At 55.0% G+C, this 11,627-nt stretch carries 14 protein-coding genes; 5 read left to right on the top strand and 9 right to left on the bottom strand.

What is annotated here, in order from left to right; genetic code table 11:
• Positions 1-154: 154 nt before the first annotated feature.
• Positions 155-1,999 carry a sigma-54-dependent Fis family transcriptional regulator gene (locus BM132_RS16430; RefSeq protein WP_092456897.1) on the top strand — a complete coding sequence of 615 codons (1,845 nt, stop codon included), beginning with the start codon at positions 155-157 and terminating at the stop codon, positions 1,997-1,999.
• A gap of 95 nt (positions 2,000-2,094) precedes the next feature.
• On the opposite strand, the gene BM132_RS16425 is transcribed toward BM132_RS16430, so the two are convergent.
• Entirely contained in the window at positions 2,095-2,631 is a 537-nt protein-coding gene (locus BM132_RS16425; protein WP_092456895.1) for an anti-virulence regulator CigR family protein, read from the bottom strand.
• 125 nt (positions 2,632-2,756) lie between these two features.
• Between BM132_RS16425 and BM132_RS16420 the strand changes: the two genes are divergently transcribed.
• A complete protein-coding gene (locus BM132_RS16420; protein ID WP_092456892.1) occupies positions 2,757-3,971 on the top strand; it encodes an MFS transporter in 1,215 nt (404 codons plus the stop codon).
• A 204-nt stretch (positions 3,972-4,175) separates the two neighbouring features.
• Positions 4,176-4,382 carry a hypothetical protein gene (locus BM132_RS16415; protein WP_092400455.1) on the top strand — a complete coding sequence of 69 codons (207 nt, stop codon included), beginning with the start codon at positions 4,176-4,178 and terminating at the stop codon, positions 4,380-4,382.
• 49 nt (positions 4,383-4,431) lie between these two features.
• On the opposite strand, the gene BM132_RS16410 is transcribed toward BM132_RS16415, so the two are convergent.
• The 5 genes from BM132_RS16410 to BM132_RS16390 all read right to left on the bottom strand — a co-directional run bounded on the left by BM132_RS16410 (position 4,432) and on the right by BM132_RS16390 (position 6,664).
• Positions 4,432-4,740 (bottom strand): AzlD family protein, encoded by a 309-nt coding sequence (locus BM132_RS16410; RefSeq protein ID WP_092456889.1) that lies wholly within the window; start codon positions 4,738-4,740, stop codon positions 4,432-4,434.
• Positions 4,737-5,447 carry an AzlC family ABC transporter permease gene (locus BM132_RS16405; protein ID WP_092400451.1) on the bottom strand — a complete coding sequence of 237 codons (711 nt, stop codon included), beginning with the start codon at positions 5,445-5,447 and terminating at the stop codon, positions 4,737-4,739. Before BM132_RS16405 ends, BM132_RS16410 begins: the two co-directional genes overlap by 4 nt.
• 158 nt (positions 5,448-5,605) lie before the next feature.
• Entirely contained in the window at positions 5,606-5,974 is a 369-nt protein-coding gene (locus BM132_RS16400) for a hypothetical protein (RefSeq protein ID WP_092400449.1), read from the bottom strand.
• Between the two features lie 205 nt (positions 5,975-6,179).
• Positions 6,180-6,377: a hypothetical protein gene (locus BM132_RS16395; RefSeq protein WP_092400447.1), complete on the bottom strand. Its 198-nt coding sequence runs from the start codon at positions 6,375-6,377 to the stop codon at positions 6,180-6,182.
• Between the two features lie 155 nt (positions 6,378-6,532).
• Positions 6,533-6,664 (bottom strand): YHYH domain-containing protein, encoded by a 132-nt coding sequence (locus tag BM132_RS16390; protein ID WP_094030742.1) that lies wholly within the window; start codon positions 6,662-6,664, stop codon positions 6,533-6,535.
• 359 nt (positions 6,665-7,023) lie between these two features.
• Here BM132_RS16390 and BM132_RS16385 point away from each other — a divergent pair, with 359 nt between their 5' ends.
• Positions 7,024-7,332, top strand: coding sequence for an addiction module antidote protein (locus tag BM132_RS16385; protein WP_038858737.1), 309 nt, complete (start codon positions 7,024-7,026; stop codon positions 7,330-7,332).
• 132 nt (positions 7,333-7,464) lie between these two features.
• Here BM132_RS16385 and BM132_RS16380 read toward each other — a convergent pair whose 3' ends face one another.
• Together BM132_RS16380 and BM132_RS16375 are read right to left on the bottom strand one after the other, a co-directional pair.
• Positions 7,465-7,737 (bottom strand): hypothetical protein, encoded by a 273-nt coding sequence (locus BM132_RS16380; RefSeq protein ID WP_092456886.1) that lies wholly within the window; start codon positions 7,735-7,737, stop codon positions 7,465-7,467.
• Between the two features lie 168 nt (positions 7,738-7,905).
• Positions 7,906-8,412 carry a P-loop nucleotide/nucleoside kinase family protein gene (locus tag BM132_RS16375; protein ID WP_092456883.1) on the bottom strand — a complete coding sequence of 169 codons (507 nt, stop codon included), beginning with the start codon at positions 8,410-8,412 and terminating at the stop codon, positions 7,906-7,908.
• A gap of 584 nt (positions 8,413-8,996) precedes the next feature.
• On the opposite strand from BM132_RS16375, the gene BM132_RS16370 reads away from it, so the two are divergent.
• Positions 8,997-10,331 (top strand): hypothetical protein, encoded by a 1,335-nt coding sequence (locus BM132_RS16370; protein ID WP_092456880.1) that lies wholly within the window; start codon positions 8,997-8,999, stop codon positions 10,329-10,331.
• A 924-nt stretch (positions 10,332-11,255) separates the two neighbouring features.
• On the opposite strand, the gene BM132_RS16360 is transcribed toward BM132_RS16370, so the two are convergent.
• Complete coding sequence (locus BM132_RS16360) at positions 11,256-11,612, bottom strand: hypothetical protein (RefSeq protein WP_256244272.1); 357 nt, start codon at positions 11,610-11,612, stop codon at positions 11,256-11,258.
• Positions 11,613-11,627 lie beyond the last annotated feature (15 nt).

The following is an 11,627-nucleotide window of genomic DNA, read 5'->3' as shown; positions in this document are numbered from 1 at the left end:
GATCAGCTGCATTGATGTGACTGACACAACGCTATCGCGAGCAGGCTCGCTCCCACAGGGTTTGTGTATCAAGTGACATTCAGGCATGCCCCAGCACAAGGAGGATGTGCGAGACTTATCACAACAATAAAAACAACATCTGCGAGAGTGCCCCATGGCCGCACCTGCTCCAGCCTTGTCCCACGAAGCCATCATCCAGGCCTCCTGGTCCCGCTGCCGCGCCTTTGGCCTGAATCACCAGAGTGTGCCTGCCTTCGATCAATTGCCCGCCGAAGGCATTGCCCAGTTGCTGGAAAGCCAGCATTCGCTGGTGCAGACCACCCACCAAGAAGTCCTGCCGTACTACGAGAACATCCTGAGCAACTCCAATTGCCTGATCATGCTGGCCGACAACCAGGGCCAAGTGCTGACCTCCTGGGGCACCCAGCGCTTTATCGAACCGAAACTGGCCCATGGCTTCAGCGCCGGGGCGAGCTGGATGGAACGCTGCAGTGGCACCAACGCCATCGGCACTGCGCTGGCCTGTGAACAGGCGGTGCACATCGAACACGATGAACACTTCCTCAAGGCCAACCGCTTCATGACCGGCTCCGCCGCGCCGATCTTCGACGCCGAGCGCAAGGTCATCGCCGTGCTGGACGTTTCCAGCGACAGCTACCTGCCGCCCTCCCACACCCTGGGCATGGTCAAGATGATGAGCCAGACCGTGGAAAACCGGCTGATCCTCAACCTGTTTCGCGGTGAACATTTCCAGCTGACCTTCAACACCGGATTAAACAACCTCGACAGCCAATGGGCCGGGCTGCTGATTTTCGATGAAACCGGCCAGGTGCTTTCCGCCAACCGCCGCGCCGACAATCTACTGGGCCTGCGCCTGTCACGGGTGAGCATCGAAAGCCTGTTCAAGGTTTCGCTGCTGGAGCTGCTGAACCAGCCCGATGGCTTGCCGTTCGCCCTGCAAGCGTCGGGGAGCAATCGCTTCCAGTGTTTGCTCAGACGCCCGCAACAGGTGACGGTCAAGGCCCGGGTCTTCAGCGAGTCAACGCCCTCGTCCGCCCCCGTCGCGAACGTGATCAGCCTCAATACCTTGCACTTGGGCGACAGCCGCGTGGAAAAAGCCGTACGCCAGGCCGAACGCTTGCTGGAGAAAGACATTCCACTGCTGATCCACGGCGAAACCGGCGTCGGCAAGGAAGTGTTCGTCAAAGCCCTGCACCAGGCCAGCTCCCGCAGCAAGCAGCCATTCGTTGCGGTCAACTGCGCGGCGATCCCCGCCGAGCTGGTGGAATCGGAACTGTTCGGTTACGAAAAAGGCGCTTTCACCGGCGCCAATCAAAAAGGCAGTATCGGCCTGATCCGCAAGGCCGACCGCGGCACCCTGTTCCTCGATGAGATCGGTGACATGCCCCTCCCGACTCAGGCCCGGTTGCTGCGGGTATTGCAGGAACGCTGCGTGCAGCCGGTGGGCAGCGCCGAGCTGTTCCCAGTGGACATTCGCATCATCTCCGCCACCAACCGCTTGTTACGCGAACAAGTGCAGTTGGGTCGGTTCCGCGAAGACCTCTACTACCGCATCGGCGGCCTGACCCTGGAACTGCCGCCCCTGCGTGAACGCAGTGACAAACAGGCCCTGTTCAAACGCCTTTGGGAACAGCACCGCGAACCCACGCAATGGGCCGGCCTGAGCCGCGAAGTGCTGGATCTGTTCGAACGCCATCCATGGCCAGGCAACCTGCGCCAGGTCAGCAGCGTGCTGCAAGTGGCCCTGGCGATGGCCGAGGAGCAGCCGATCCGCCCGGAACATCTGCCGGACGACTTCTTCATTGATCTTGAAATGGAACCGGTGGAAACACCGGAGCCGCTGACGGTGGACCTGAACGATATCGAGGACCTGAACCGCCAGTTGCAGGCGGTGGGCGGGAACATTTCGCACCTGGCGCGACGGCTGGGGGTCAGCCGCAACACCTTGTACAAACGCTTGCGGCAACTTGAAAGCTGATGCACAACCTGTGGGAGCAAGCCCGCTCCCACAGGCGTTTCGCTTAACTGTTCGGCATCACTGCGAATGAGGCTGCTATTGATTCCATTGACGCTTTAGTCGAACGCGCCGTTGAGCACTTCATAAATGATGCCTGTGGCGATTGCCACCAGAATCAGGTCCGTGCCCACCTGCTGCCATTCATAACCGTCATAGTGCGGCAAGCGCCCCAGTAGCCGGCCATCCAGCTTCTTGGCAATGCCCGGTGGCAACGGCTTGCCTCGGGCAAGGTTTTTCTGGATACCCGGCGGCAAGGGTGGGCCGGGGCTCCAATAATCACGGTGGCCGCTCACCAGGCCGAGAATGCCGCCGCGGTCGATGCTGGGGCCGTTGTGCCAATCGCCACCGCCACCCGATGGGTTGCCCTTGCCGCCCTGGTTACCTTTGCCGCCCTGACTGTTTCCAGGGTTGTTTCCTGGGTTGCCTTGACCGCCCTTGTTGCCCTGCCCGCCTTTGCCTCCTTGTCCCTGACCCTGACCTTGATCGAATTTGGCGTTCCCCTTGTCGTTACCCGGGTTCGCCACAACAGCGGTAGAACCTGCCACGAGGGCGAAGCAGGTAACCGCAACAATCAACGAGCGCGATTTGAACATGGTGGTTCTCACTGAAAAGGGAACATCCCTGTGAATATAGAGGCTAGCGGTGATATTAGTTCCATATCATGCTGCGCGCTGACAGCGAAGCCCAGTACCGTACAACGACGTTTTCAAGGAGCCCCATGCGCAAGGATTACCTGGCCTTTTTCATTTCAATGTTCCTCTCACGACTAGCCGACCAGATACTGCTGTTCATCGTCCCGCTGATTGTTTTCCAGACCACCCACAGCGTCTCCTGGGCGGGCTTGGCTTTCTTTGTCGAGTCCCTGCCGCGTTTTCTGTCGTTCCCGATCTGCGGCGCACTGTGCGACAAGTTCCCGCCCATTCGAATCCTGCACATCAGCCAGGTTTATCGCGCCGTGATGTGCATCGCCGCCGTAGTGCTCTTCATGATGTTTGGCGGCATCTATTGGATCGTCGCCCTCTCGGCGGTCTGCGGTGTATTGACCACCCAGGGCATCATGGCCCGCGAAGTGGTGATGCCTTACATCTTCAAGCACTACACCTACACCAAGACCTTGTCGTACTCACAGATCGCCGACCAGACCGGGCTGGTGCTGGGCCCGCTGATCGCTGCGCTGATGCTGGAAGTATGGGCCTGGCACTGGGTGGTGCTGGCGATTGCCGTACTGTTCCTGCTGGCGGACCTGGCGATGCTGTTCTGGCAGCGTACCAGCGCGGTCACACTGCAAACTTTCGAGCAACATCACGACGTCTGGCTGAACCCGCTGCGCATTGCCTTCGGCCACATCCGCAACCTGGCCGAGCTGAAAAAAATCATTGGCCTGGCCGTAGGGGTCAACCTGATCATCGGCGTCACCCTCGCCACCTCGGCGGCCATGATGATTGGCGAGTACGCCGCAGGGAAGGACTCTTACGCCGGACTACAGGCAGCCGGGGCGGTCACCACCATCATCATCCTGTTCTTTCTGGCGCGGGTGAGCTTGCCCTTGAACGTCCTCGGAGCGGTGTCCTATACATTGATTACCGCAGGAGCCTTCATCACCGCACTCAGTCCGAACATCGGGGGTTATGTCATTGGTTTCCTGCTGATCGTCGGGTTCGACAAGATGTTCAACGTCTACTTCCGCACGTTGCGCCAACAAGTCATTCCACCCAAGGATTTCGGCAAGACGGTCGGTGTCATTACGCTACTCAACAACCTCTCGCAACCGCTGGCGGGCTTGCTGGTCGCGGTGCTTGCTGCGCCTGTTGGAACGCATCGGGTGATTCTACTGCTGGCGTTCGCCACCAGCGTGATCGGCATTTCAGTGGTGGTGGTCTTCAGCAAGACGGCAGGCCTGCCGGACGGCTACGGCGCCGATACGGACGCTTGAGAAGTCGCCCGCGTCTTTAAATATTCATCTGTGGGCGGTTAGAGTTTCCCAGTGCGAACCATTCGTCGCTAATGGAAGGTGACGCGCATTTCGCCGCCACGTCTGGCTCAGGGTTTGCACCGACTTGTCATGGCAGCCCTGGGGCGACGTAACCCTGACGCGGCGGCCGTCTTATCACTGCAGGTCAGTCACCGGAGATGTACCGTGTCAACTCTCAATGAAATCGCAGCGAACCACGCGAGAATGGCAAAGGCAAAGGAAGAAGAGTCGATACGGCTGCGTGCACTTCACGGTCAAATAGTCGGTGGTTTTGACATTGCGCCGGTCGAGGCGAAACAGAAGATGCCACTGCACTTCATGACCGGCGTTCAGGACCACTCGTTTGGGGAGGCATTGGCCCTGAACTTCTGACCTGTGTTGATTGCAATTGATCGCCCGCTTGTGAGCGGGCGACATGGTTTCAGAACTGCCTGACTAAAGCGGCTGCAAGTATCCCGGCCGCAATTGCCGGCAGCGGTTTCTTCACTATCACCATGATGATTGCGGTGGTCAGCAAAGCCAGGCGCGCGCCGTTGTCACCCTTGATCGCCAACGGGGCAAGCACGGCCACCAATACCGAGCCGGACATTGCCGTGATGAATTGCTGTACCCGATAGTTGATCGGCACGAACGACATCACGAAAACACCGCCCCAGCGGGTCGCCAACGTCACGATGGCCATGATCACTATGACAATCAACGTGCCGTAACCCGCCGTGTCGATATTCATTGTTGTTTCTCCATCCACAGCGCGCCCAGAATGCCCCCCGCCAAAGCGCCTACCACGACATGACTGTTGGCCGGCAAGTACCAGTAGGCCAATAGCGATGAGCAGGCCGCCACGGTCCAGATAATGAACATGCGCAGGTTCTTCTTCCCGCCCACGACCATCGCCAGCAAGAAACACCCCATCACCATGTCGAGCCCGAAACTGACGGGGTCTTCAATGGCGCTGCCAAAGTGCAGCCCCAGCCAACTGCCCAGGATCCAGGCGACCCAGAGCGCGATGCCACCGCCAAATAAAAGCCCCAGCCCAGGTTTTCCACGGCTGAACGCTTGCATCGCCATGGCCCAGTTGGCGTCCGACACCACCAGCATTACACCGTAGCGCTTGGCAACCGGCAGCTCCCGTAGCCAAGGGTAAAGCGTGGCCCCCATCAACAGATGCCGGGCGTTGATGGCGAAAACGGTGATCATCAGCGGAACGACCGGGACCTGTTGGCCCCATAAATCCAGCGCGGCAAATTGAGAAGCGCCGGCGAATACCAGCGTACTCATGAGCACGGCCGACGTATTACTTAAGCCTGTTTGCGCAGCGGCCAAGCCGAAGGCCACACCGAATACGATGACGAAAAGAGCGAGAGGAATTAGCTGTTTGAAGCCATCGTAGATGTGCGTCAGCTTTAGCTCGTGCAGGTGGGGCTCTACGTTCGACAAGAGATGACCTCTTTTGAATATTGCTGCGTGGCTTGAACAACCGAGGTCACAGGACAGGACCTATTACCAAAGAAGTAATGGGTGAGCCCTACGATTCAAGGTAGGGCTTCCTTTAGCGATTCTCGCCAGTTGTACTGCAACTGCGCTGAACTGCCGGGTTATTCGACGGCGGACCGGCTGTTGCGCCAGAACAGATACGCCAGCCCCACCGGTGCTACGAAAATCGCCAACGACCAGCACATGGCCATGGTGAAAACCTTCACGATCAACATGAACAGTGCATTCACGAAGAACACATTGTTGCCCATGATGTAGCCAACAACACTTTCGTAGACGAACCGAGAATACGGATAGAGCAATGTGTTGATGACCGCCAACACAATCAGCCCAGGCTTCGCGCCGATTCCCCCAGGGCCATTGGCCGCCAGGGAGATGATCATCGCAGCGAACACCAACCCGAACAGGAACTGGCGGATGTAATAGCTGGTAGTAAGACCCCCAAAGGTCTTGGCGAAAAATGAGTGCATAGAAGATCCCTCTAGAACGCTGATTTAAACGAGGCGCCACCATACCAGCATCATTTATTCGTGCAAGATCAAGCGGGTCCCCGGATTGATGTCCCCGCAAGCGGTAGACGATCGGACCGAGTCCTTGCTTTTAGAAACTGAGACCTACAAAAAACGGGCGACTCATAAGTCGCCCGCTTTTGACATAAATCAGCAAGGACAAAAGCTAAGCGTCGGGATGTTCACTGGCCACCGAATCGGCGGCATCCACATCAGACATATCCTCCTCGATAGGAGCCTCATCATCCGCCGGCAACGGAACCTCGGGGCCGTCCTTCTTGGGATCGTGACCTGCTTCGTTATCCGTGCCGCGCGTTACGTCCTGCTGAGATTTGTTCCCAGGAGCATTCTCGTCGATTTCCATGCTGGCTCTCCGTTCTGACGTGAGGAATTTGCACGCTTAAACATGAGAGAGGCCGGGGCACTGCAAGTGCCGAGCAATGGATGAACGGCAGGTACAGAAAACCGGAGTCTGGATCGGGAGCGGGAAACTGAAAACTGATCCCGGCGCAGTTCGGCTCAGTGGCAGTGGCGTGTTCCCGCTTTCTTGTCGTTATGACAGCCCTGCTTGTCCGTACGGCCACCATGGGCGATTGCGGATATAGAAGTGACTGCAAGAACGGCTGCCAGTACCAGGGTGATGATTTTCATGGTCCACTTCCTGTGATTGTGAGTTTCTGTACTTCGCCGATTTGGCTGACCGATGCGAGTAGATCGTAATGCCTATATCTCCCAGCCTCGTCAGGTGATCCAAACATGCTGAAGGTGCAGAATTTAGCACCATTACTTCGCCACTACGAGCCGAATAAAAGGGCTTGTCCGTCGCCAAAGGGATCGTGGTAAAACTGGGGAAATACCGCGATTCTTCGTCTCGGATCACTCAGCCGTCTGATGTCGTGGTCTGTCCTCGTTCTCCCGATAATCAGCCCATCCCATAATCGTGGACTGTCCCCGTTTCCACAGAATGCTGATATCCGGCGAGCAAAGAAATTGGCAAAGGAGATTTGAGCATGAGCCAACACCTGACAACATTTGACATGGCAGCACTACTCGATAGCGACGAAGCAATCAGTGAGTACCTTTCTCAAGTGCTGGCTGACGGTGATAGCGAGGAGTTTCTCCGAGCGATCGGCTATGTAGCCAAGGCCCGAGGCATGGCGCAGATCGCTAAGGACTCTGGCATGGGACGAGAAAGCCTGTACAAGGCGTTCGCACCCGGATCAAAGCCGAGATTCGATACCGTACTCAAGGTCATTCATGCACTCGGCATTGATCTTCATGCGCAGCCTGGGCATGCAGCTAATCATTCACCGGCCTGACGAACGGACTAGACACCGGAGACCGGGGACAGAGCACGATTTGAATTCACTTGTAATAGGACCGTCTCATAGTCGTAGTCTGTCCCCGTTTTCCTCTTATGAAACGGGCGACTTATAAGTCGCCCGTCTTCATTACTCTGCCGCCTGCGCCCGCAATCGTCTTCCAATCACATCCATGACATCACAACCATCGCGTAACGATGTGGTCAGCAATTTACAAAAGTCAGTCAGCACCACCGTGTCTGAGGTGATGTCCGAGCGAAACGCGATATTTTCCAAGACTTGGGTCACAGTGCGGATGCGGTAATCGGCGGTTTCGAACAGGACGTCTAGAGGGGCTTCGGTGTCGATGAGCAGGGTTGCGGGGATGAAGTCGATGCCGGTGATGGGCATGTATCGGGTCATGGGTAGTACCTCAATTCGATGAAAAGGAGTACTTCATTCAATCGAGTCGCCAAACCCGAATCGCCATTGGGCGACAGAAAGACAATAAGCCCCACTCATTGGTGCGGCAATGCGCCGGTTTCCGAGGTTCGCGTAGGTATTTTCCTCAATGCCACTGGCGCGCCGACGTTACTCATTGGACAGGAATCGGTCGATGATCATCGAGACCGCTTGCACCGGAGAGACCAAGGCTGTGTCTATACAAAACGGAGCTTCATCCCACGGCTCATACTCATGATCCAGTACCGACTGCCAGGTGGGTGGAGTCAGCCCGGGAATATCAACCGTCCTTGTTTCGACCCGGCGTCGATGTTCATCTTTATCGGAGCAAATCACTTGGATGTTTGCCAATCGACGACCCGCCTGTAAGGCGATTTCGCTCCACGCGATTCGGCTTTCGAGGACGGGATTGACACCATCAACGATGATCGTGCGACCCAAACGAAGATTACTGAGCGCAAGCTCATTGGCGACCATGTAACCACTGCGTCCCACATCTTGCGCAAGCGCGCCCGAGTTTCGAATCGCCTGCTCAATCGTATCGATCCGCAGGTACACGGCGCCTGTTGTAGCGGCGAGATCATTGGCGATAGTGGTTTTTCCGGTGCCGGGAAGGCCGCTGAAGACGATGAGCATTGCATATCCTTTGATTAGTGAGCTAGTCCAGTGTAGGCAGCCGTTTTCCCAAGGGGCATCAGGATTGTGAAACTGGTGACATGTGAAACTGGGACAGACCACGACTCTTCGTCTCGAATCACCCACCTGTCTCATATCGTGGTCTGTCCCCCGTTTCGTCCCCCGGTTCCCTTCTGGCTGATGGTAAAAGTATCCGCAAAATAGCCTGCTTACTGGAGTGCAGCACGACCACGGTTTAGCGGGCGAAGCTGCCCCTGCTCCGGATCTGTAATCCCCTGTGGGACCACGCACCTGACTGGCCGTCTCCTGGCGGCTTTTTCATGGCCTCGATATTTTGGAATCGTAGCCATCGAGAGGAGGCTGATGCGGAAGCGGTGTTAAGGACCGCCCCCAAAACCTTGTTTATCCCCCTACCAGCGATATTTACCTCGTGGGGTTGAAAGCAAAGTACTCCCCGACCACATAACATCTGAAAAAAATCGAGTGCTAGGGTATCGAAGCAGCCTTGGAAGCCATTCCATTATCCCAAGCTATACTGGGCAGCATAGTCAGCATCATCAAATGCGCTACTTCACGAGGGAACGATGAGCAATCAAGCACTGGACTTACTTATTGAATGCGAGCTGCTTAAAGTCAACGGTAAGATCATCGACTTGGGCAAGGTCTCCAGTGAAGAGCTTTCGCGGCGTTATACGCACTTCGTCATAGCGAGACAAGGAAGTATCTATACCGAGGTTGAAAAACACCCATCAGATTCGATGCTCAACGCACAATTTAGCACGTGGTCTTCAAAATACTCACAGCAGAACACGCTTTCCTCCCTACTTACTTACAACAAGATAGTCCTAAATGATCCATTGGTTTCTTCTCGGCCAAACATAAGCATTGCAGATCTACAAGCGGGACTTGAGTTTTATAGCTGGCTTCACCCACTTATAAGAGCAGGCTTCGTAACCATCTACCCTATAGATTATTATGAACGCCCTACTGACGAGATCCCCTTACTTTACTCAGACGACTCCTTTAGATCTTCAATATCTCCAGCGATCCATGACTTCGCACACTCGAACGCGGTATTGAAGTCGGTGACAATGGATAGCGAAGGACGAATGCTGCTCATGAGAGAAGACGCGAGCGTCAAACGAAGAACGGCACTTAATGTTGGATTTAAGAACGATCAACTTTACTCAGGTGTTGGGTTATTCAAATTCACTACACTTGAGGATGCGAAAGAAATTAACGGAAGGCTGACAGCCAGACAATACTGGGATAAAGATGGAGCGCTACCAAAAGAAAAATTTAATCAGTGGGCTTACCAAGCCACTAACCAAGCAGTCATGGCCCGACTGAAAGCCATAAGCAATCAAGTCGCTTTAGCTCAAAACCTGGGACACACTTACATAACTGAGTCAGAGTTTGAATCCACCTTACTTTCACTATCAAATGCAAAAGGCGCACAAAAAATCGAACCATGTGTAAAGTTTCTGAATCTCAATGACCGGTTTATAAATATAGAATCTCCCAACACAATTATAGAGTTACGCAACAGACACCCAGAAGCTTTTGAACGCTTCAACAACTCGATTACGGCGGTAAGCGAAGAACTTCACGGCATTAATGAAGAAGACTTTGCGAAGAAGTCTCGCCTCCTATTTGAGAAGGAAATTATGCCTCAAGTGGATGATATTCGTAGCACCATCGGTCAAATCAGTTCTGGAATCGTCAAAGGCACTCTAACTTCTTTTTGCGGTTTGAGCCTAGCGATATGTACTGGTTCAGTGATCCCGCTTGCTTCCTCGCTAGCTATATCGGCAGCACAAGGCCTGAGCGAAAGCCTCCCGGCATGGCGGGAATTACAACTTAAGAAGAAGCGCCCAAGTTATATATGGCATCGACTGATGAAGAGTAGAAGCAATTAGTTACCCCCTTAGTCCATTGTCGCAACCATTACTGCGGAAGACAGAGATGCCAGATAACCAAGAAGCACAGATAGCGACGGCAGATGCCTTAACGCTGCTCCTGCACAACCAGCACGCCTTGGCCGCTGGCTGGAAGAGGCGACGAGGCGACGAGGTGGCCAGCCGACCATGGAAGCGAAAGCGTCGCCCTAATGCTGTGGCAGCACTGGAAACACTGGACAGAAACGCTATAGCGATCACAGACGCGATTATGCGATTGAGGCGCGCCTAGCGAAGCGACTTGGCAAGTCACCTTCGTCAGTTAAGGATGATGATGCTCGCTATAACAGCAGCCAAGAATCCAAATGGTAAGCAGGAGAACGGAAGGTTGTAGGTCATGGGCAGCTAGACGAAATACACGGCACATACCGGCAACATTCGTCATCCGCGATTTCGCGAAAGTGACTCAAACTGACGCTCAAACGCCGAACCAGTCCTCTCGCAGTGAAACCTATCAGCAGCCCCGCCATGAAGAATGTCGCGAGCACCCACCCAACCCAAGGCCCGCCATGATCATATGTAGCCTTTAAAGGTCACTGCACCGTTGCTCGCTGATGCACCAGCCAGTGACAGAGCCCTAATCCATGGGTTCACATGTGCGTTCTCCCCTGCCATTCCTTTATCACGAACCTTTTTAGCTACTTACCCAGATGCTTCTCTGCTCGCTCAATCACTGTAGCCGTCCACATCTTCGCTTCATTCCAGCTCTTGATGTGATCTCCGCACACCGGACAGTAGAGATCGTCCTTGTCCCTAACAGGCAGTTTGATTTTGCGGATTTCGAGGATGGACTCACACCTACCGCACTTGCAACGCTCTGTAGTCATCTTGGAACCTATATTCAGGGCCAGTTATCCCATCGTGGGTCCACATCCCACCAACAAGCTATGTTTTGACCTTCGAGTAATCCTCGTAAGCGTAGCCCATCCGCAAAGGCTCCTGCTCTCGCCCCTTGGTGTCCATATCACTCAGCGTCTTTTTGAGCCTGTCATGCTCAACCTTCAACGCAGCCAACTCAGTCGAGCTATCACGGTACATCACTATCAGCCCGGCGATATTCTTGTGGGCCTTCCGCAGGTCACACCGGCTAGTCTCCAGCTCAGCACAGAGCAGATCACACTGGTGCTCCAGCATCTCTTCCCGGCTGGGCAACCCCAAGTCAAATCCGCTGTCGTCGATCACATCATCTTCCATCGCATCGCATCGCACGCCGGATACTGTATATAAAAACAGTATAGCCACGCTCAGCAAAACTCC

Source organism: Pseudomonas sp. NFACC45, assembly GCF_900113505.1.
In the GTDB taxonomy this organism is placed as follows: Bacteria; Pseudomonadota; Gammaproteobacteria; order Pseudomonadales; family Pseudomonadaceae; genus Aquipseudomonas; species Aquipseudomonas tehranensis.
The sequence above is the reverse complement of the archived record's forward strand: the minus strand, read 5'-3'. Positions and strand labels throughout refer to the sequence as shown.